A 20,710-nucleotide genomic window follows, 5' to 3' on the forward strand; every position below is an offset into this window, starting at 1 on the left:
TCCAACGTCTTCACAACGCGACGTCGATCATGAACACCCCATAATCCGAACTCGCGGTCCCGCTCACGTGAATCGTCCCGGCCTTGCGGCGGATCGTCCCGTCCGGGGCCTCCTCGGTCTCGCCGGTGATGTCGAGGTCGAGCGCGACCGCCCCCGCGAGCTCCCCCGTCATCGCGAACTCGCCGCTGAAGTTGCCCGTGACGGTCCCGTCGGGCAGGTCGCGCAGGCTCAGGTCCAGCAGCGCCGGCCCGCCGTCGTAGACCACGTCGAACATGTCCTCGACCGGCCCATCCGAGTAGTCGGTGAGGGTGACCTGGAGGTCCATCTCCTTGTTGTCGGACGCGCCTTGATCGACCTTGCCGCCGACCACCATCGTGCCCGACAGCTCGCCGGCCGCCATCTGCTCGGGGATGTTGGCGCTCGAGGCCGCGTTGAACCCGTCGAAGCCGAGCTCGATCGCGCGATCGACGGCGCGGTCGAGCCCGAGGTAAGCCCTCCGCGCCGCCTCGGGGTCGGCCACGCCGTCGTCCGGCTGACAACCCCACACCATGAAGGAGAACAAGGAGCACGCCGCGGCGCGCGCGAGGATCGGCCTGGTGAGCGAGGGCATGTTCTGCTCGCTGTGACAGGCCCGCCCGCGGCGATTCCAAGCGGATCCACCCGCGCCGCGCCCCGAGTCCCAGGGGTTTGTGCCGGATGCGCAGGGCGCTCCTGACGCCGACACCGAGCTCAGGCGAGGCGCTCCCGCTCCTCGGATTCAGCAACCCCTGAAGGTCGGGCAGAGCAAGCCCGTGGCCGGCACACGAAGACCTCGTCGAACCCGAGCCGGCCGGCCACCGCGGTGAGCGCCCGCCGGCATCACCCGCCGCCGGCTCTGACCACGCACGCGCGAGGATCTCGCCCCGCGCACCGGGTCACCGCGAGCCGACCCGCGACCCCCCGCTCGCTCGTGTCTCAGCCCGGCGGCATGAAGCCGTCACAGGCCTGGGCGATGCCTGCGATCGCCTCGTGGAAGAACATTTGATAGTTCTCGGCGCAGATCTCCCCGATGCTGCCGTAGGTGAACATGTCGGTGAATTCGATCAAGCGCTCGCCGATCTCCGCCGCGTCCATACACGACGGATTCTCCGGTCCGATGAGTGACAGCACCACCACATTGGTCTCGACCCCGCCCTTGAGCGCCGTGATCGCCTCGAACCATTGCGGTGGGTCGCCGGCCGAGCCCTCCTCCTCCTCGTCGGTGATGATCACCAGCACGAGCAGCGCATCCTCGCGCATGAATTCCTCGTTGCACGCGCCCGGCGCCTCCAGATCGGGGCCGAGGGCCGCCAGCGCCGCGTCGATCGGCATCTCGTCGCCGCTGCCGTCGATCCCGACCTGGGCCGCGCAGGTGAATGTGGTCGTCAGGTCGTCGGCCTCGGTCATGAATCGATGACCGCTGGCGAACGGCCCGCACACCGCATCGCTCGCGCCCTTGCCGCCCTTCGTCTGCGTCACCAGGGCCCCGAGGGTGTCGGCGCAGGCCGGATCGTTGTGTTCGTAATCGTCGGTCGAGACCACGCCGATGTGCAGGCTCTCCGCGTCCGCCAGCTCCTGCTGGATCTCGCTGACGAAGGTGGGGAAGCTGGCCACCAGAGTGACCTGCTCCTGCTTCATGCTGCTCGAATTGTCGACCACGAACAGCAGATCGATCTTGACGCACGGCTTGTCCTGGGACCCCGGGTCGACCGGGTCCGGCGAATCGCCGAGGTCGAACTTCGGCCCCGAATCGGGCGGACCCTCGCCGCCGGCCGGCGCCTCCGAGGTCCCGTCGGTCTCGTCGCCCGCGCCGGTGCTCGTGCCCTCCGAGGTCGTCGGCGCCGGTTCTGGCGCCTCCGCGGTCGTCGACGACGACGACGGGTCCGGCGAGGTCCCGGGCGACACCGTCGTCACCGCCCCGAGCGTCGCGCCGACCGTCGCCGAATCGCGCCCGCCGTCGTCGCCGCAGCCTGTGCTGAAAAGACCCACGCACATCGGGACCGCCAGGACCGCGCGACGGATGCTTTGCCGATTGCTGAGATTCATCAGACCACCTCCACTCCACACAATCACTCGCCGCCCGCCCGCCGGTCAACGCCGCGGTCGCGACGCCGTCGCACTACCGCGCTCGCGTAGATTGCTCATATGCTTTAAGGGACATGCACTTTCAGCCATATCCCACCTTTGGCAAGCGCGACGGCGCCGGCCCAGCGGCCTGTCCGCGCCGGCGGCCCGCGCGCCAGTCTTCGCAGTCCTCGCATGCAGGGTCAGATTCTGGGCACAAAACCAGCGCAAACTCACAACTGTCTCCAGATCCTCTGGCCTCCCTCCAGGCGCTGCGCGCAATTTCCGCCGCAGCGAGGCGCCGTCCCACGCGTCTTTTGCGCAGTCGAGCCTGCCATGAAGGACGACCCGCGAGCAATCACGCTCGCGGCGGACGCCGCGCCGCGAGGGCTTCGCGGATCGCATCGGCGTCCCTGCCCCGCCCCGCGCACCGGCATCCGCGCCAGCGAAGCGATGGCCCAAATCGCCGCAGCGAGGGCGATCACTCGATGCAGTCTCAAGCGGGTTGAGCTTGTACGGTACCGCAGTGTCGCGGTCCGGCGAATCATGGGCCCTGATTCGGGGCATGCACAAGGAGCGAATATGAGGGGTCGGTGGTCTCGACCCCTCCGGGTCGCCGGTCGCGGCCTTGGGCGTGCCGGCGCGCACGAAGTCGAGGGCGTGGCGCCGTCTCGTAGCCGTCGTCGGTGACGGCCTCGAACAAATCCAGGCGCAGAATGCGGCTACCACGGACGGCCTGCTGGCGACCGGCTCGTGAGCCGGGTTGAGCGATCCTGGCGCTTTTTTGTCCTAGCGACATCGCGCCCCGGCGCGGGTTGAAGGCGGCGTCATGAACCCGATGACCCTGCTTCGCTTGAGCTCTCCCGGGCCGCGACCGCTCGCGTGCGCCCTGCTCCCCGCGTTGCTCGCTGCCTGCCCCGGAACCCCCGGCGAGACGACCGCGACCGACCCGACCGGCAGCACCGGCACGACGACCGCGAGCACCGAGACCGAGGGGAGCACGACGGGCGGCGACACGACGATGCAAGAGCCGACCTCGACCACTCGGGGCACGACCGGCACGACGAGCGTCGACACCACGACCGATGACACCACGAGCGGCACGACGCTCGACACCACCACGAACGACACCACCGCCGCGGGCATGCCCGGCGAGTGCGTCCCCGGCGACACCCAGTCCTGCTACAGCGGCCCGGATGGCACCGACGGCGTCGGCAAGTGCGTCGCCGGCGAGCGGCCGTGCGACCGCGACGGCACCTGGGGTCCGTGCGAGGGCGAGGTCGTGCCGACGCGCGAGACCTGCGACGAGCCGGGCGACGAGGACTGCGACGGCGACGACCCGTGCCTCGGCGACGGCGCCTTCAAGTGGGGTCTGACGTTCGGCAACAACGGCAACGACGAGGGCCAGCGCGTCGCCTTCGACGCCGCCGGCAACCTCGTGCTCGCCGTGTGGGGCGACGGCCCGATCGACTTCGGCGGCGGCACGCTGCAGAACGCCGGCAATGACGTGTTCCTCGCCAAGTTCTCGCCCACCGGCGCGCTGCTGTGGAGCGAGCGCTACGGCGACGCGAGTTTCCAGGGCGGGCCCGACTACGGGCTCGCGGTCACGCCTGCCGGCGACATCGTGCTGGCGGGCGTCTTCCAGGGAGAGATCGACTTCGGCGGCGGCGCGCTGACAAACCCGTCGCTGAGCAACGACCTCTTCCTCGTCAAGCTGAACGGCGACGGCGGGCACGGGTGGAGCAAGTCGTTCCATTCCGCCCACCACGCAGAGGTGGCGGATCTGGCCCTCGCCGCCAACGGCGACATCTTGCTGACCGGCACCTTCGGCTACTCCCTCGGCTGGTCCACGCTCGACCTCGGCGAAGGTCCGAACCTGGCCTCGAAGGGCCTGTACGACATCTTCGTCGCCCGGCTGACGTCCACCGGCGCGCACGTGTGGAGCCTGAGCATCGGCGACCCCGATTATCAGTACGGCCGCAGCATCGCCGTCGACGCGGCCGGCAATGCGTACGTCACCGGCTGGTTCTACGGCACGATCGACCCCGGCAGCGGCCCACTGATCTCCGCCGGCTCCGACGACATCTTCCTGTTCAAGCTCGATCCCGCCGGCAACGCGGTGTGGGGCAAGCGCTTCGGCGACGCCGGCAGCCAGAGCGGCCGCGGCGTGACGGTCGACGGCAAGGGACGCGTCACGATCACGGGCGCGAACAGCGGCGCCGTCGACTTCGGCGGCGGTGTGCTCGACGGGCCCAAGGGCCTCAGCTACCTCGCCCAGTTCGACGGCGACGGCGCGCACCTGTGGAGCAGAAAGCTGTGCGTCGATAATTCGATCGCCCACGACGTCGCCACCGACGGCCCCGGCAACATCCTCGTCACCGGCGAATTCCGCATCATGTGCGACCTCGGCGGCGCCCCGCTGATCGCCGTCAAGGATCGCGACGTGTTCGTCGGCAAGTTCACCCCGAAGGGCCAGCACGGGTGGAGCAGGCGCCTCGGGGGCGAGGCGGACCAGTTCAGCACCGCCATCGCCGGCTCCGCCGCGGGCTCGGTCGCCGTCACCGGCAACTCCAACGGCGCCATCGACCTCGGCGGCGGCAGCAAGGCCAACCAGGGCGGCCGCGACGGGTTCGTCGTCGTGTTCGATCCATGAGCGGCTGTCGCTCGCCATCACGATCGCTCGCTGTTCACGGCGAACGCCATGGAAAAGCATGCACGTAGCACTCTCCACCGACATCCGGATCCGTATCGTCGAAGCACGTGCGCAAGACAGGCATACCTACGAGCAGCTCGCCGAGCGGTTCGGAGTCGAGCGCGCCAGCGTAAGCCGTGATCCGCTCGGGCGTGCCGCCCCTGTGGGCCGCCGGTTCCACCGGACCTGTCTCTCGCGCCAGACGTAGAATGCGCGGTGTTTCACGCGGATCCTGACCGGCGCTAACACACGCGCGCCTCCGAAAAGAGAAACCGGATCGGGCAATTTTTCGGCGCGTTCGGGCGACTCCAGGCGCCGAGCGGCTCGGCAGTGGCGTCCCCCGGGCGCCCGGTTCACCAAGCCGCACGGAAATGGAACCTGCATGTCCTCCAAGATTCACAATTTCGCTCTTGCACTCCTCTTCCTCACTGGCGCCTGCGACGACGACGATACGGGCGGAGGCTCCGACACCGCCGCGACGGACGCGGCCTCGACGAGCCAGACATCTTCGACGACGACCGGCGACCCGTCCTCGACAACCGGCGACCTGCCGACGACCGGCCCGACCACGGAAAGCGAGACGACCATGGACACCACCTCCGGCGGCCTCGATCCCGACTTCTTGGCCGCATGTGAGGCGTATTGCGAGCACGCGGTCGCGTGCGGAAAACAGCCGGGCGTCGCGGAGTGCCTCTCCTGGTGCAGCGGTCTGGACGAGCAGTGCACCGCCAAGACCCAGGCCTATCTGGTCTGCGCGGCCACCATGAGCTGCGAGGAGCTGGATGGACACTTCGAGGATGGCCCGTGCAGCAACGAGACGTGGGAGTTCGTCCTTTGCACCTCTCCTGACCCCCTTCCTTGCACCGATTCCGGGTACCAATCGGATACCGAGTGCGGGCTGCTCCTCGAGTGCCCTGACGCGCCGGCGCGCGAGTTCAAGTGCGACACCGAAACGTGCACCTGCTTCGAGGGCGGTGTCCAGAGCGCCGAGTGCCCTGCCAGCGGCGTGTGCGGGATGGGTGACATGATCTACAACAAACAATACGAGTGCTGCGGCTGGGACCCGTGACGGCGCTCGCCTGGCTCGCCTTCTTCGCAAGCGTCCGACGGACTGTGTCTGGCGGCGCCCGCGGGGCCTCGGCGACATCGCGGTCGGATGCTCGCTGAGGGCGATACGGCGGAAGACGTCGGCGGCGAGCAGCACTGCGGTGTCGTAGGAGCTCAACACGCGTGAAACCTGTTGTCAGACGTCCATCTCTGCGGCGTCCCCTTTGCCAATCGTTCCGGGCGAACGCCACGAACAGCAATTGTTCGCCGGTCGACTGGCAGTTCTCGACCTTCACCGACATGGTCACGCTGACCGACGCGCAGGTCGACGAGTTCGAGCTCGGCATCGACATCCCGGCGGCGCCGACGCTCGCGCGCGCCGACGACGGCAGCCCCGAGGTCTGGCTGCTCGACGGCGCCGACCTGCAGCGCCGCCGCCACGTCCCCGACGTCGCCGTCGCCGAGGCCTGGCACCTGCAACTCGACACCGCCGCCGTGATGCCGGCCACCGAGCTGCTCGCGCTCGAAGAGGCCCCGCCGCTGCGCCCGCGCCCCACCCTCGTCAAGGGCGACGGCGACACCGTGTGGCTGCTCGACGTCGACCTCGAGCCCGCGCAGGCCGGCAGCGACAGCGACAGCGCGGCCGAGCCGTTGCGCTCGGGGACGACGATCATCCTCGTCGCTGGTGCAGCGGAACCACGACGAACGCCGGCCGCGGAACAACCCGCCCGGCGTGCGAGCCCGCACCGCCGTGAATCACTTGCGCCCGATGCGGCCGTCTGCCACCTTCGTCGCATGACTTGTCTTGACTTGAATGCTCGCTGTCTCCTTGGTCTGCTCGCGTTCACGCTGGCCTGCGAGGGCAAGACCCCGGGCGGCGACACAGAATCCACCGACCCGTCCCCGTCGACCGACTCCCCGTCGACCGACTCCGCGTCGACCGCCCCGACCACCGGCAGCGCCGAGCTGTCGTGCGACATCGAGGTCAACGACAACTACCCCGACGAGGGCATGTTCGCGGTCTTCCCCGAGGGCGACGTCGACGAGCCCTGCACCCTCGCCGGCGCGGTCGAGGCCGACTCTGCGCTCGAGCTGACCCTCCAGTGCCCCGAGTTCACCGCGCAGACCGGCGGCGACTTCGTCCTCCGCATCGAGCGCGGGCCGCGGCCGCAGGTCCTGCCGCCCATGGGGGCGACGCTCGACGTCTTCGCCACCGGCTTCGACCCCGGCTACCCCTACACCAGCCACGCCTGGCTGTCGCTGCGCTCCGGCGGCGCCCTCCTCTACGCCGTCACCCAGGGCGAGGCCTTGATGTCGGAGCTCGGCGACCCGACCGCGTACAGCCCGTTCGGCTTCGAGCGGCTCGACGATTGCGAGTTCGTCGAGGTCGGCGAGACCGGGGTCGTCGACGCCACCCTGCTGTGCCTGTTCGGCGCCCGGTCTCGCCTCTCGGTGCTCGTCGGCGGCGAGCAGGAGCTCGTGATGCTCGAGGGCGAGACCACCACCGTACTCGCCGGCGACGTCCCCTACGCCATCGACCTCGTCGCGGTGCGCCGCCTCAAGGAGTGCAACATCGACCCGCCGGTCGACGAGTTCCCCCGCTACGACTTCGCCCTCGCGGCCCAGTCCGAGTGAGCCCCGGCTCTGCGCCCTGCCCCTCGAATTCGGGCCTCTGGAGCCTCCCGGGAGCGGCTGCCGCTCGGCTCCGCGACCGGGTAGCATCGACGGCCGTGACCCGCACCGAAGGCCCGATCGCCGCCCCCGAGGCGTTGCTCGCCACCCTCGCCGAGTACCGCCAGCTCCACGTACTGTTCGCCGACGTCGACCCGCGCCACGAGTGGATCCTGCGCGTGGCCGGGCCGCCCGAGCTCGACCTCGACGCCGTCGCGCAGGTCGAGCGCGACCTCGAGGCGGAGCTGTCCGACGCCCTGCTCGCGGTGCTCGCCTGCCAGGTGCCGCACCTCGAGGACCACTACGACCTGACCCTGCGCCAGATCGCCGCGCACACCGAGGCGGCCTGGTCGCGCGGCTGTCCTCGCGACCAGGTGGCCGTGGCGCGCACCCAGGACGCCTTCTACTGCCTCCCGCGGCGGATGCGGGCGTGGGCCTCGACGGCGATCGCCACCTGGGCGGACCGCACCCTCTCGGTCCCGCGCCCGCTCGACAGGTGGATCGCCGACGAGCCCATGGGCGGCCTCTGGGACATGCTCTGCGACTTCGATCTGGTCGATCCCGACGCGCACGAGCCGGTGCCCGCGCACGCGCGGCCCGACGCCGCGCCGGCGCTGGTGCCCCGCCTCGTGCGGCCGGTCGCCGCCGCGGCCGCGGTGGCGCGGCGGGTCCAGCACCCGAAGTTCGGCGCCGGCCGGGTGCTGCAGGAGGTCGGCGACGGCGACGCGCGCAAGCTCGTGATCGACTTCGGCGCGCCGCACGGCGTGCGCACGCTCGTCGCCCGCTTCGTCACCGAGCTCCCGCCGGACCGGTGACGCCGTTCAAAGTCCTCGCGGCGCGCGACCGTCAGCGACGGCGACGGCGCCGCAGGTGCAGGCCGACGATCCCGAGGGCGAGGAGCATCGCGCCGACGCCTCGGCTCGCATCGGGAGCGATCGCGCAATTGAGCAGGCCCTCGCCCTCGGCCTCCGCCTCGCACTTGTTGCCCTTGCACTCGACGTCGGCCTCGACGTGGATGTCGATCTCGATGCCGAGCTCGGCCTGCAGCTCATCGGCGCAGGCCTGCAGATCCTCCACCGCCAGGAACTGACCGTCGCAGAAGATCGCGCCGCCGGTCTGCTCGCAGCTCTTCGTGCAGCTCTGGACGACTTCGGTCTTGCACTCGGAGAACCGCGCCGACTGGCAGGAGATCTGGCACTCGCTGCGCGCCGACGCCTCGCACGAGCCCTCGCACACCGCCGAGCACTCGGTGTCGCAGGCGACCTCGTCGTCGAGCTCCCCGCAGCGCGGCTCGCAGCTCTCGCCGCAGGTGTGCGCGCAGGCCGAACGGCACTCGCCGACGTGCTCGGCGCCGGCGCACTTGTCGTTGCAGTCCTGCTGGCAGGCCGACATGCACTTGCCCATCGCGTTGGGCGGATCCTCCGTGCCGGCCTCGGCCTCGCAGTCGGTGTTGCAGCTGGTCTCGCAGCCGCCCACGCACTCGACCTCGAACGACGCGGTGCACTCCCCCTCGCACTCGGTGTAGAGCCGCGACGCGCACGCGGTCTCCACCGCCACCGGCTCGCAGCTCGTCGTGCACTCCTCGGTCGGGACGAACTTGCATTGCGCCTCCGCGAACAGGAAGACCCCCCCGCACGCCTCGAGATCGGCGTGCGCCGTCCTGGGCAGCGCGACCAGGGCGAGCAGCGCCAGCGAGGCACCGATGAGTCGGGTGGACTGGATCGTGGACTTGGTCATGGTAATTCCTCCCAGGTGCGCCCGCGTCGCGGCCTTCGGCGCAGCCACGGATCAGGTCCGTGAATCGCCGCAGCCGACCGCCGAATCATCGTAGGATGATCCACGCTCGCACCGACCCTCGAATCATGATCGGTAAATCCGACCGGGCAAATCACCCGCGGAGAATCCCGGAGTGCGATTATGTAGACATCAGCGATAACGGCGTTCTCCACGGCCCCGATGCGGCGGCAAGGGCGCAATGATGATAGTTCTGACGGGCTCTTGCAGACGAATGGAGGCTTCGGCGCGAGGCTCTACCGACACTTCTCCAGAGGTCCTACCAGCAGCGAACCGAACTCGAGCGGGGCAGGAGGCGCGCTGCCAGCCCGCGGCGCCGCGACGCCGCTCCCGTTTCGTGGTACTCCCCGCGCGTGTCCACCCAGGTCCCCCCCAAGCCGACATCCATCGACTCCCCTCCCGACGAAGGGCTCGCCGCCTTTGTGGGCAAGCGGGTCTACGTCGCCGGCGACTTCGACGTGCTGCCGTGCGGCCTGCTCAAGGAGCAGCTCCGCATGATCGGCAGCCGGATCGAGACCCACCTGTCGCGGAAGACCAACCTCCTGATCCACGGCGCGAACGCCGAGGCGGAGCTCGAGCGGGCGCGTCCGCTGGGCGTGCGGACGATGACCGAGGTGCCGGTGCTCCTCGCGCTGCGAGCCGCCGGCGAGCTGCCCGACAGGTTGCTTGCCGCCCTGGGAGTCCGCGGTCCGCTGCCCTTCGACAAGGAGATCCCGCCGCCGCCGCGCGTACAGACGCTGAACCCCGAGCCGGACGACATCATGCGCGCGAGCGAGGCGATCCGCGCCGCGCAGCTCGACAGGTACGGCCTGACGATCGCGCAGCTGCTCCGCTGCTGGTGCCGCGCGTTCGCCGAGCGCCCGGATATCCGCGTCCTCCACGCCACCGCCGATCGCCCCGCCTCCCCGGCCACCCTGGCCGCCCTGGCGCCCCGGCTCCCCGCCCACGCCCTGGCCCTCGCGGCCGAGCTCGGCTCCTTGCACTTCCGCTGGGTCTTCAAGGGCGAGCGCGACGAGGCCGGCAGCGACCTGGGCCACAACGGCGGCCGGATCAACTTCGTCGGCTTCGACGCGCTCCGCTGGTGCGCCGAAGACGAAAGCTACGACGCCAAGTTCGACGAGCTCCAGGCGGAAGGCAGCACCTTCCTTCGCCACGAGCTCGAGGCGTCGCCCGCCGACGCCCGCCTATGGTTCATCCATACGAGCGCCGAACCGCGGGCCCTCGGCACCGTCGAGAGCTACCTGGCGCACGGGGCCGGGCGCGCGTTCGTGTGGTACTGGCAACGGCGCGGCGACTCGGAGACCGACGCGCTCGTCGCCCGCCTCACCGCCGCATCGCTCCCGAGCGCGACGCCCGCCGACGAGGTCGTGGCCGGCCTGTGCGCCCGCAGCCTCGCCCCGGCCGAGGCCCAGGCGCTCCAGCGCTGGCTCGGCCCCGACGCAGTGCTCCTGCTGCCCGCATAGCCGCCGCCCACTCGGGGCAGTCCAGGGCGTCGCCTCAATAGCTGATGTTCGTGGTGCTCGCGCGGATCCCGGCCTCGAACTTCGTCGAAATGACGGTACCGCCCACGGGTTGCCCCGAGGGGCCGAACTGGGCCGCCCGGAAGTCGATGTCGATGATGCGAATGACCGTGGTGCCGTCGGTCGAATATCCCGTGATGACGGAGCGTTGCGGGGTCGGATTGCTGGCCCCCGGCACCTGCCAGTCCTGCCGCCGCTCGATCAGGGTCCCGTCCGGTCGGGTCGTATCGCTCACCTTGTCTGCAGGTCGGTTCGGCGACCACGGCCCCGGCACCGACTTCGGGGCCGCGGCGAGCACCGGTTGAATCACCTCGCCCGGCTTGAGCTTGGCGCGAGAGACCAGCAGGCCGTCGCGGAAGCGAAACACCGACGCGCTCTTCTCCTTCCCTTGCGGCGAATAGACCTTGATCATCAGCGCGCCGTCCTCGATCGCGCCGCGGGGGTCGAACGCGACGCCGCCGTAGTCGGAGTGGACGGTCTCCTTCACCGTGGTCCCGTCGGCCGCGTAGTTGGTCGACCGCAATTCGCTCGGCACGCCCTGCGCCGTCAAGATCGAGCGTGACGCGGTCGTGAGCGTCGAGCCGGACGAATAGTACGAGATGCCGAGCTCGCCACCCATCAGGCGCGTGCCCACGAGCTTCGCCTTCGAGAAGTCGATCTCGAACCGGCTGGCCGAACCCGGCGGCCCCGCGCTCGTCATGGTGTACGTGCTGAACAGCTCCTGCGCGTACTCCAGGGCGGCCTCGTCCGTGGGCTTGCCCTGAGGGTCGGCGATCGAGAGCTTGGCCGTGCCCGAAGCAGGCCAACCGGCGGCGTTGAGCACCAGCCCGCCATAATCCCCGCTCACCTGCTTTCGCAGCGATCCGTCGGTGTTCAGCAGCTTGGTCGTCGACGTCTGCACCCGCCCCTGCGCGTCGACGACGACCTCGCTCTGGGCGTGCGGCGCCCCGCCGGCCAGCGACGACTTGTATTGCACCTTGGCACCCGTGTCGGAGACCTCCGCGTAGGTCGCCTTGCCGGTGAGGGCGACCTGCGCGCCGTCCGGTCCGTAGTGCACGACCGAGATCGATTTGGGCATGCTCTTGCCGAATCGGGCGATCGTCTCGGCCACCGATTGAGCCTCCTGGAGCGACCATGGCTGCGTCATAGAACCTCCTCGTCGTTCAACGTTTCCCTGTCAGGGAGCGCCGCAGGGACGCAGGGCGCGGCCGCCCGGGTCTTCGCGTCGATCACCTGGATGATCCGGTTCATCAGCGACACACCATCCGCGCGTGTGGTCGCCTTCTTGTAGGAGAAGCGCATGTCGAGGCTGACCCGCGTCACCTCCGACGTGTTGTCGACCGAACCGTGGCCCAGGTACCCGCCGTCGAAGATCAGCACCTGACCGTAGCGCACGGGCACGGGCGCGAAGTCTGCCCTGCCGTAATCGCTCTCCAGCCAGATGGTGGCGCCGCCGTCGACATCGACGAACGGGAGCCAGAAGTTGACCTGGTCGGGTCGCTTCGTCACGCAGATGTCGTGGTGAAACGAGCTCACGCTGCCCGTCCCGGGCAGGTGGATCCGCAGCTTGGGATGGCTGGTGTAGGAGATACCTCGCCCGACCAGCGGCGCCAGGACGCGCAGCATGAAACCGTGATAGAGCCGCCAGAAATCGGCGTCCTCGGGCTGGCGCGCCATCATCTCGCAGATCCGCACGTTGTCCTTCGTGCTCAGCCTGGGGGGCCGTCCCTCACGTTCCCGTTGCTGCTGCACATACTCGTGCAGCCGCTCGAGGCGCTTCACTTTATAGACATCTCGACCGATCACCGCCGCGAACGGGAACCGGGCCGTATCGTACGACAGCAGGACGTGGGTCCGCTGCGGCAGCGCCCCGGCCTCGCGCGCGAGCTGGGAGCGGTCGACGTCGGCCAGAGCCTGGGCTGCCATCACCATGATCGTCAATCCGTGTCGTCGCCGTGCAGGCGAGTCAGCACCTGCCGCACGCGGGCCAGGTTGGTCGAAGCGCGTTCGTAGCCCTCCCACAGGAAGAGCCCGCCCTTGGCGTTCGCTCCGACCATGATGGTGACGAGGTGGCGCCACGCCCATCCGGGCAGGCCGAGCCGGGGCGAGCCCGCGAGCAGCACGCGAGCGGCGGCTTCGTCCATCACCCCCATGCCGCGCAGCGCCGCCGGGACGCCGCGCTTCGACGTGGCATTGCCGTGGATCAGCGGACGCAGGGTGACCGGATCGAGCGCGAGAGTGACGCGACCCTCGGCCAGCGACGCCGGACCGCCGGTCCACGACAAGTCGAGCCCTTCAGCGCGCGCCACGACCCTCTGCCCGGCGATCACCAGCTCCTCGGCGCCGATGTTCATCGTCACGAGCTCGGCCTGGGCCCCCTGCTGCACGAGGAGGCGACACGCGCCGTGAAAGTACGGCGCGAGCCAGGCCTGCTGGACCCGCGCCGACAGCGGGACCACCATGTCCCCGACGCGGAAATGATCGGAGGCGATCGTGAGGGGCCTTTCGGTCGCCCCCCCGTCCACCTCGACGACGAGGGCGCCCGCCGACGTCGGCACAATGGAGACAGTGCAGAACTCGCCCGTCTCGTCCCTGCCGGCATAATCACCCACGAGGGCGCTGGCGGGCAGGCGCGGCCGGGGCACATGCTCGAGCGCGACCACCTTGTGCCCGGACCCCGGCGTCGCGTTCGCCGGCCACACCAGGCCGACCCACCGCCGCTTGCCCCGCGGCGTCAGATCGGGCTGGAGATAGCCGGAGCAGGGGTTGCCCGCCTCCGCGGTCCAGCTGAGCACGCCCTTGTCGAAGCGAATCCCCGCGAGCCTGCGACCGTCGAGATCGACGCGAGTCACCGCGGCGCCGACGCGCCCGTGGATCGACAGCGACGTCTCGGCCTCACCGATCAAATACAGACCTGTCCAGGCGGCCAGGCTGCGGCGGAGCAGCGATTGCAGGTCGCCCGCCATCGCCCGCCAGTCGGCCGCCATGCCCTCGCCGCGGCTCCACGCCTCGGCCGCGGCGTGGGCCTGCCCGGCAGGCGCCCGCTTCATGGCCGCCAGCAGGCTCGCGGTGCAGGTCTTGCGATTCAGCAGGGTCTCCAGGATCCGCCGGTTCTCCGACTCGCCCGTCGAGCGCATGCCCTTCGCCGCCAGCTGGATCCCGCCGGGATCGCGCTTGATCAGGAGGTCGCGCTCGCGGACCGACAATCCCCCGTCCCAGGCCGCCAGCGTGCCTGCCGGATCGGCCCGGTAGCGCTCGCGCAAGGCCTCGTTCTCGCACAGGTCGAGGACGAATCGCGCCGCCGGCGTGTCCGGCTGCCATTGATAGCTCTGCGGGACGTCGAACGTCGCGAAGTCACGGAACGCACGCCGCTCACGCGGGCCGTACCGATCGATCACCCGCAGCGCCTCGGTCGTCTCCCGCGTCGATTGCCCGGGCCGGAGCAGGCCGAGACGCGCGAGCATGGCTGGATCCGCCGGCGCCGCCTGCCTGGGCGGCAGATAGAAGGTCGAGATCCCCGTGACCCAGTTCTGGGTCGCCGGGTCGCGCAGGGCCGCGATCGTCAAGCGGTCGATGACCGGATCGACGCCGGGGTAGCGCGAACCCACGTAGTTCACCACCGGGTGCTCGGGCCCGTAGAGCGCCTCGAGGTAGTCGAGCAACACGGAGAAGTTGCTGTTGAGATAGCCCTGCCGGCGATAGCCGAGCTCGCCGATCAGGCCGACCTGCCACAGCACCAGATGCAGCCCGACATCCGGCCGGCGGCCGCGGATCAACATGTCCGTGGCCTCGTACATCTGCATCCCCGGCTGGCTCGGGTCGACGCCGAGATCGGCGCACAGAGTGTCCAATGCGCTGACCGCCGGCCGCATCTCGGCCCGATGGCCCTCCCTCCGCGCGATCTGGAGCGCCCGGTGGGTCGCCAGCACGAAGATGCCGGGGTGGCCGTAAAACACCGCCACCACGCGCTTGCCCTGACGAACCGGATGCAGCATCGCCTCGGCCATCTGCATGTACGTGAGATAGCGGCGCTTGGCGTCGTCGTAGAGCACGTAGAGGTCGTAGGCGTCGGGACGCTCCGTCAATAACCACACCTTGGTCGCAGGATCGGCGACGCAGTAGAACACGTGGTCGGCCGCACGAATGCGCGACTCGTCCGCCCGCGTGAAGCCCACCGCCTCGATCCCCGAGCCCAGGATCTCGAGCACGCCGGGTCGCTCCGGAGGCGCGAGGGTCTGCGCGTCGTCCGAGACCGTCGCCGCTCGGGCGGCGATCTCCCGCGCCAGCTGGCGCCAGCGGCGACGATGAGCCTCGGGGTCCGGGTAAGCATGGGATGGCGGCTGCGGGCGGCGTGCGGTCATGACATTCCCTCGCTATGGTGGCGCTCACGCCTTCAGATAAGCCATCGCCACCGTGACGCCGACCTTCACCGGCAGGGGCTGGCCCTGGAAGGTGGCGTTGGCGAGCGTCTGGAACGCGAGGTAGGCGTTCGCGCCGGTGTTCGGGGCCATCTGCGCCACCACCGCGGCCTTGTCGTCGTCCGACCAGCGCCAGTTGTTCATCTCGGTGTCCGCCTGGCTGTTCTTGGTCTGGACGATCGACGCCAGAGCGACCTGAAGGGTCATCGAGTCGCCGTTCACCTCCTGGACGTATTGACTGAAGGTCGTCCAGCGGGTCGCCACCGGGATCCCGTCGTTGAGCATGTAATTGACCAGCAGACCGAGGCCCGTCGTCTGTCGCGGCTGGAGGTTCTCGAAGGCCTCCTCGTCCTTCTGCTTCCAGGCCTCGAGGAGCGCCCCCACCGACTGGAACGCCACGTAGATCGTCACGCCCTCGATCAAGAACGGCAGCGCCTTGGTCATGATCCAGTTGCCCACCGAGTTCAGGAGCTTCGAGATCGCGCCCGGCTGCACGTCGACGTCGGTGTCGATGTCGATGTCGATGTCGATGTCGATGTCGTTTTCCGTCACCACGTCGATGTCGATGTCCACGTCGACATCCACGTCCACGTCGACCACGGCGATGAAGTCGACGTCCACGTCGACATCCACGTCCACCTCGACGTCCACGTCGATGTCGATGTCGACGTCGACGTCGACGTCGACGTCGACGTCGATGTCGATGTCGACGTTGATCGGGTCGGCTGCGTCCCCCACCGCGGTATCGGGGGCTGCGCTGTCACCCGCGCTGTTCAGCGCGCCGCGCACCTTGTCGGCCAGCTTGCCGACGTTATCGGCCAGCCATTTCAGGCCGCCGGGGATGGAGGTGAGCAGATGGATCGCGGCGTCGACGGCCATGACCACCTGGATCGTGAAGAACGCGCCGTAGGCGAGGTCGTAAAGGACCGAATACCAGGGCAGCTGCGGCTCCTCGTAGGACTGGGCGATGAATTGCTGCCCGTCCAGGGTGCCGACGAAGCCCCAGGTGATGATGTCGGGCTGCCCTTCCCAGGTGAGATCGCGGATGATCGCGTTCAACACCACGCCGTTGCTCGCCGTCGCGCCGGGGCCCGTCAGCTTGTTGTTGGCGAACGTCAGGTCCGTCGAATCGCCCGAGACAGCCACGTAGGTGGCCTTGCCGTCGGCGATGGTCAGCGTGCCCACCTGGGTCTTCGGCAAGATGAAGCCCATCGAGCTGGCAGGCGGCGGCTCATAGCAGTAGTAGGTCCCGGGAAAGGCGTAGAGCTGGTTGGAAGCCCAGTAGCCGATCGCCGTGAACAACCCCATGGTCACCCCCGACGCGTCGTTCTGGGAGAAGAACGCCGCCGCCGCGTCGACCAGGCCCGCGACCGGGGTATTCTCCACCAGCGCGCTGAACTCGAGCGCCACCGGCGAGAACGGCTGGCTCGAAAAGTTCTGGTAGAAGGTCCAACCGGCCTGGGCCACCGTCAGATCGGCCGGGGCCACGCTGATCGACCCGGAGCCCGGCGTCAGCGCGTCCGCCACGCTGACCTTGACCGGCTGCTCGTTGGCCTGCCGCGTCACCACCACCCGCGCGATCGGCTCGTCCGTCGTGAAGTTACCCACACCATTGGCCGGGACGGTGCCCAGCAGGGTGTAGGTCGGCACGTAATCGGCGGGGTCCGACGAGGGCGGATTCGTCGGCGCCTGGCTCATCGTCGTATAGACATTGAGCGCCTCGCCCACCGTGCTGGTGACCTGGATCGGATAGGTGGCGGCCGCGTCGCCTGCGCGCGCGGGGAGCCGTCCAGGACCGGCGGAAGGGGTCTTGTCTGCAGTCATGGGTGCTCCGGCGTAGGCAATGGTTCGAGCCGCTCGATTCGGCGCGACGAGCGGGCGGTTGAATTTCGCGGGCGGTTCTGCAGCGGCGGCGGCTCCCGCGAGACCTCCGCCGCCTGCGGTCAGTGTTCTTGACAGGCCTGACGCTCACACTTCGGGGACCACGCCGTCCTCGAAGGGCTCCTCCGTGCCGCTCTCGGCGTCGTCGGCGTTGTCGCTGCTCTCGTCCGCGACCTCCGAGGCCTCTTCCTGCACCTCGACCGCGTCCGCGATCTCTGCCTTGGTCTCGGCGGAGACCGCGTCGCCCATGTTTTCGGTGATGTCGGGGATTTGTTTGTTGACGCTGTCGAGGCCCTGGTTGGCGCCATCGAGATCGCCCGCGTTGAGTTTCTGCTTCGCGTCCACCAGATCGCCCATGGCGCTCTCGATCTCCGGAGTGTTTTCGATCTCGGCGAGCGTGTCGAGCTGCGCCTTGGCGCTGTCGAGGCCGCCGTCGATGTTGTCTCCCGCAACCCCGTTGAGGGCGTCGCTGCTCACCACTCGGGCGTCACTCACCGACTGGCTGAACTCGGCGTCGCTCTCCGGCATCTTGACCTCGCCGCTGAGGTCGACCGAGTCGATGCGCGCCTGATTCTCGGAGGCGACGGAGTCGCCGACCTCGCTGCTCGCCTCGTCCGCGTCGTTCTCCTGCTGCGCGTCGGGCTCCTTCCCGTCGTTCTCGTTGGCCTGGTCGTCATTGAGCTTCTTCGTCTTGCCCACCAGCTTCTGCTTCAGGAAGTCGAGCGCCATCCACACGCCCATCGCCTCCAGGAAGTAGGTCAGGACCTTCTGGAACGTGAGGCCCGACCAGAACTTCGACCAACCCGACTCGTTGTCCGAGTCCGGGGCCAGCGGGATCGCAATCACCGACTTGTTGAGGATCTTGCCGGTCAGGACCACCCACGCAGTGGTCTCCGTCTGCTTCCCGGTGAAGGTCCCCTTGAAGCCGTACGAACAATTGAGCGCGACGGCCCCGCCTTCGCTGTCGATGACCTGCCCGTCCACGAAGGTCAGCGTGCTGGCGCTGCCGTCCGACGGGTTGAGGGTGATCGTCATCCCGCTCTGACGGTCGGTCGGATCGGCGGGCGACGGCGGATTGGCCTTCTGCGCGAAGACGATCGTGCCTTCCGACGTGGCGCCCTTCTTGCCCGCCTCCGGCGCGGAGTACACGTAGTAGGTCTGTCCGAGCTTGGCGCTGTCGGCCATGCCCCAGATGTAGGCGAACCCGCGCAGCCAGGTGCTCACCGCCACGTAGCTGGGGAAATCGAGCCCCTTGAAGGTGTCGTACTGGTTGAAGAAATCGGCGATGGCCTTGTCGATGTCCGCCACCGTCTTGAGCCGCAGCGCGTCGGACATGGCCGCCTGGAACGCCACCGCCATCTTCGACGTGGGCGACGTCATGATGTTCTGGCAGAACGCGTAGGCCTTGGCCATGTTGTCCGCCGCGGCCTTCGTGACGGTGATCGGCGGGTAGCTGAGCGAGTCGAAGTCCAGCGACTGCCCGACGACCATCACCGGGAACAGCGAGTCGGTCTGCGAGAACATCAGGTCGTAGATGTAAGAGGGTTTGGTGGCCCCGTTCTTGTCGACGTAGGTCTCGTTCAGCGTGATGGTGTCGGTCGCACCGTCGGCCAACACGGTGGCGCCGGATTGGCCGGTCAGCGCCTTCAGCTCCTGCAGATAGCCCTGCTTCGTCGAGTTCTGCGCGACGTTGGTCGAGGAGTTGAAGGCGTTGAGCACGACGACGCTCTTGCCCGATGAGTTCGTGATCTTGCAGTCGGTATTGATGGCCATTGTCGCTTCCTCGGTTGCGAAAAAATCAGGCCCGGCCCCGCCAGCGCCGGTGCACGCCGTTCTCGATCCCATTGAGAATATGAAGACTCTCCGAGCCGAAGCTCGGGTGAATCGAGCCATCGACCTTTCGGGGCCGTCGCCACGGTTCCCCTTCAGGACTCGCTCGAGCGCGCGAACGAGCGCCGCCCCACTTCGGTCGTCGTATCCCTCTAGAAATGGTTCATATCACCGACCCGTTTTACCGTCAACTCGGACCGTCATTCATAACACCGTATTCTTCGACGTCTCCGGTGGTAGCGAAGGCCATTGCGATCGATCCCCGAGCGGCACGATACCCCCAACCACATTTCGGTTGCACATAGGCTCGTCCTCGCCGAGCTCCTCGCGTGAAACATCGTGCGGCTCGATGCTTTGGCGGCTCGCCTCACCGCAGTCGAACGCGGCGGCGAGCCGACGAATCATGGGACACCGTTCGCTGATCGGCGCCGACGGGAAGGATCGCAGTTGGTCGTATTCGCTCGCAGGCGCTCGCGCTGCGCCGGGAGCCCGGCGACTTCGACCTGCGCACCGTCTATAGAGGTTCGGAGGGATGTCATGATGTTCATCTCCGCCCCTGCGCCGCCGGAGCCAGAGGACGGTCACCGGTGAGCGATATCGCCACCCCATTTCCCGCGCCTGTTCCGCGGCGGGGGAGACAGACTCCGAGGCCATTCAGCACCACACGCCGATCGCGTCCCCCGCACTGAGCTCGCCCGCCCGCAATCTCCGATTGACCCGATCCAGGACCGCGGTGCAACGGAGAGCGTCGCCACGACGCATGGGAATGTGCATCGATTCGGTCTATCGCGGGGGCGCCATCGACTCCGCGTCGCGAGGGTGAGCGCAGTCGGATGGCGGCGTCTGTGGAACAGGTCGCCGCTCACAGCCGCGCCGCGAGGAGGATCGCGTCGACTCGCTCCGCGAATTCGCGGGCTGCGCCTTGGTAGGCCGCGCGCGTCGTCCCGAGGTACGGGGCATAGCATCGCAGCTGATACGACGTCGGTCCGTCCGGCTCCGCGTGGAGCAGCCCGTCCTCGAACTCGAACAATTCGGTGTGCCCGATCTGCGACGCCACCACCAGCCCCGGCGAGCGGCTGCGGACCCGGTCGAGCAGGGGCTTTGAAATGGCTCGCTCGAGCTGCACGCACTTGCTGAGGTGCAGGTAGGAGACGATGAACTCGATCGCCCACGTCGAGACCCGCGGGGCGACCTGACGACCGCGCTTGAAGCGGGACTCGGAGCGCTCGTAGTCCGGGACGAACTCGTGAGTGGGCGGATCTTCCCGGGCCAGGTCGCGGAACATGGGCCCCCAGTGGCGATCGTTCTCGCCTCCCGTCAACAGGGAGAACGCGGCGCAGTTCGGCACCTTGACGAGGCCCCAGCTGTCCCGCAGGACGCGCCCCCAGCCGCCGATCCGGGCGAGATCGTCGAGCAGGACGATCCACTCGCGCACTGCCAGCGGGAGCGCCTTGCCGACCCGCGCCTCGGCCGCGCCGACGCGCTCGACGGTCCGCCCGACCGCCCCGGTGTCGAGTCCGTGCCAGCGCAGCAGGAACTCCCGAATGACCTGGAAGCGCCCCGCGGTGTCGTCCGGGAAGCGGTGGAGCGTGGGCTGATAGGCCTGAGTCACGAGGCCGCGATCGTACACCGGCGCGAGGGCCCGCTCGAGCGCCGCGAGGGATGGAGGGCACCGGCGACGCACTTCGCGCCTCCGCGCATGCTCCTCGAGGCATGTCTCCCAAGACATGCTCATAAAGACAGCTCCGGAGCGACACCACGCCGGGGATCGCCCG

General features: G+C 68.9%; 14 protein-coding genes. 5 read left to right on the forward strand and 9 right to left on the reverse strand.

The window, feature by feature from the left end; genetic code table 11:
* Nucleotides 1-10 precede the first annotated feature (10 nt).
* Together O0S08_RS33505 and O0S08_RS33510 are read right to left on the reverse strand one after the other, a co-directional pair.
* Entirely contained in the window at nucleotides 11-610 is a 600-nt protein-coding gene (locus O0S08_RS33505; protein ID WP_269033494.1) for a hypothetical protein, read from the reverse strand.
* Between the two features lie 344 nt (nucleotides 611-954).
* Nucleotides 955-2,064, reverse strand: a complete 1,110-nt coding sequence (locus O0S08_RS33510) for a hypothetical protein (RefSeq protein WP_269033495.1) — start codon at nucleotides 2,062-2,064, stop codon at nucleotides 955-957.
* Between the two features lie 847 nt (nucleotides 2,065-2,911).
* On the opposite strand from O0S08_RS33510, the gene O0S08_RS33515 reads away from it, so the two are divergent.
* The 4 genes from O0S08_RS33515 to O0S08_RS33530 all read left to right on the forward strand — a co-directional run bounded on the left by O0S08_RS33515 (nucleotide 2,912) and on the right by O0S08_RS33530 (nucleotide 8,307).
* Nucleotides 2,912-4,735, forward strand: coding sequence for an SBBP repeat-containing protein (locus tag O0S08_RS33515; RefSeq protein WP_269033496.1), 1,824 nt, complete (start codon nucleotides 2,912-2,914; stop codon nucleotides 4,733-4,735).
* A 421-nt stretch (nucleotides 4,736-5,156) separates the two neighbouring features.
* Entirely contained in the window at nucleotides 5,157-5,843 is a 687-nt protein-coding gene (locus tag O0S08_RS33520; RefSeq protein WP_269033497.1) for a hypothetical protein, read from the forward strand.
* Between the two features lie 278 nt (nucleotides 5,844-6,121).
* The gene (locus O0S08_RS33525) at nucleotides 6,122-7,456 is read left to right on the forward strand and encodes a hypothetical protein (RefSeq protein WP_269033498.1); all 1,335 of its coding nucleotides are present in this window, start codon (nucleotides 6,122-6,124) and stop codon (nucleotides 7,454-7,456) included.
* A gap of 95 nt (nucleotides 7,457-7,551) precedes the next feature.
* Nucleotides 7,552-8,307 (forward strand): hypothetical protein, encoded by a 756-nt coding sequence (locus tag O0S08_RS33530; protein ID WP_269033499.1) that lies wholly within the window; start codon nucleotides 7,552-7,554, stop codon nucleotides 8,305-8,307.
* A gap of 31 nt (nucleotides 8,308-8,338) precedes the next feature.
* On the opposite strand, the gene O0S08_RS33535 is transcribed toward O0S08_RS33530, so the two are convergent.
* Nucleotides 8,339-9,229 carry an MYXO-CTERM sorting domain-containing protein gene (locus O0S08_RS33535; protein ID WP_269033500.1) on the reverse strand — a complete coding sequence of 297 codons (891 nt, stop codon included), beginning with the start codon at nucleotides 9,227-9,229 and terminating at the stop codon, nucleotides 8,339-8,341.
* A gap of 410 nt (nucleotides 9,230-9,639) precedes the next feature.
* On the opposite strand from O0S08_RS33535, the gene O0S08_RS33540 reads away from it, so the two are divergent.
* Entirely contained in the window at nucleotides 9,640-10,749 is a 1,110-nt protein-coding gene (locus tag O0S08_RS33540) for a hypothetical protein (RefSeq protein WP_269033501.1), read from the forward strand.
* Nucleotides 10,750-10,783: 34 nt separating this feature from the next.
* Here the strand turns inward: O0S08_RS33540 and O0S08_RS33545 are convergent, their stop codons facing one another.
* The 6 genes from O0S08_RS33545 to O0S08_RS33570 form a co-directional block, all read right to left on the reverse strand.
* Nucleotides 10,784-11,917, reverse strand: a complete 1,134-nt coding sequence (locus tag O0S08_RS33545) for a hypothetical protein (RefSeq protein WP_269033502.1) — start codon at nucleotides 11,915-11,917, stop codon at nucleotides 10,784-10,786.
* 32 nt (nucleotides 11,918-11,949) lie between these two features.
* Complete coding sequence (locus O0S08_RS33550) at nucleotides 11,950-12,738, reverse strand: phytanoyl-CoA dioxygenase family protein (RefSeq protein ID WP_269033503.1); 789 nt, start codon at nucleotides 12,736-12,738, stop codon at nucleotides 11,950-11,952.
* 5 nt (nucleotides 12,739-12,743) lie between these two features.
* Nucleotides 12,744-15,167 carry an SAM-dependent methyltransferase gene (locus O0S08_RS33555; RefSeq protein ID WP_269033504.1) on the reverse strand — a complete coding sequence of 808 codons (2,424 nt, stop codon included), beginning with the start codon at nucleotides 15,165-15,167 and terminating at the stop codon, nucleotides 12,744-12,746.
* A 24-nt stretch (nucleotides 15,168-15,191) separates the two neighbouring features.
* Complete coding sequence (locus O0S08_RS33560; protein ID WP_269033505.1) at nucleotides 15,192-17,048, reverse strand: hypothetical protein; 1,857 nt, start codon at nucleotides 17,046-17,048, stop codon at nucleotides 15,192-15,194.
* A 144-nt stretch (nucleotides 17,049-17,192) separates the two neighbouring features.
* Nucleotides 17,193-18,878 (reverse strand): hypothetical protein, encoded by a 1,686-nt coding sequence (locus O0S08_RS33565; RefSeq protein ID WP_269033506.1) that lies wholly within the window; start codon nucleotides 18,876-18,878, stop codon nucleotides 17,193-17,195.
* A gap of 919 nt (nucleotides 18,879-19,797) precedes the next feature.
* A complete protein-coding gene (locus tag O0S08_RS33570; protein ID WP_269033507.1) occupies nucleotides 19,798-20,547 on the reverse strand; it encodes a hypothetical protein in 750 nt (249 codons plus the stop codon).
* Between the last annotated feature and the right edge of the window lie 163 nt (nucleotides 20,548-20,710).

The sequence above is a fragment of the Nannocystis punicea genome, from assembly GCF_026965555.1.
Taxonomy (GTDB): domain Bacteria; phylum Myxococcota_A; class Polyangia; order Nannocystales; family Nannocystaceae; genus Nannocystis; species Nannocystis punicea.